Source organism: Micromonospora sp. CV4 (assembly GCF_003667455.1).
Taxonomy (GTDB): Bacteria; Actinomycetota; Actinomycetes; order Mycobacteriales; family Micromonosporaceae; genus Micromonospora.
This window is the reverse complement of the sequence record NZ_RCVI01000030.1, coordinates 1-455: the sequence shown is the minus strand read 5'-3', so window position 1 is coordinate 455 and position 455 is coordinate 1. Positions and strand designations below refer to the sequence as shown.

Below are 455 nucleotides of genomic sequence, written 5' to 3'. Positions count from 1 at the left end.
CCTGGGAGCCACGCTGGGAGCCACCGGTCCCTCAGTTCCCGAACAGCGCACGGGACATCGCCTCCGCAGCCAATCGACGATCACCCTCCATCAGGTGTCCGTATACATCCTTGGTGATCGCGATTGAGGTGTGCCCCAGCACCTCGGAAACCATATGCAGCGGCGTGCCCTGGGCGAGCATCAGGGACGCCCCGGAATGGCGCAGTTCATGCGGGTGCCAGTGACCTAGGCCGGCCCGCTTGCACAGGGCAGAGAGCCGGTGCGAGAAGTTGTCAGGATCGAGCGGTGTGCCGACCTCGCTGGGAAAGACCAATCCGTGATCCTGCCACGTCTCACCGGCCGCCAGTCGTTCCTCAGCCTGCCGAGCCCGGTGCCGCCGTAGCAGCTCCACCAGCTGCGGCGTGAGGTAGAGCGTTCGTCGGGAGCGCCGGGTCTTGAGTTCGCTGACCACCAGG

The 455-nt window shown here is 65.9% G+C and carries 1 protein-coding gene; it reads right to left on the bottom strand.

Annotated elements, in window-relative coordinates:
- Positions 1 to 31 precede the first annotated feature (31 nt).
- A partial coding sequence (xerC, locus tag EAD98_RS00145) for a tyrosine recombinase XerC (RefSeq protein WP_158609754.1) occupies positions 32 to 455 on the bottom strand: 424 nt, incomplete at its 5' end.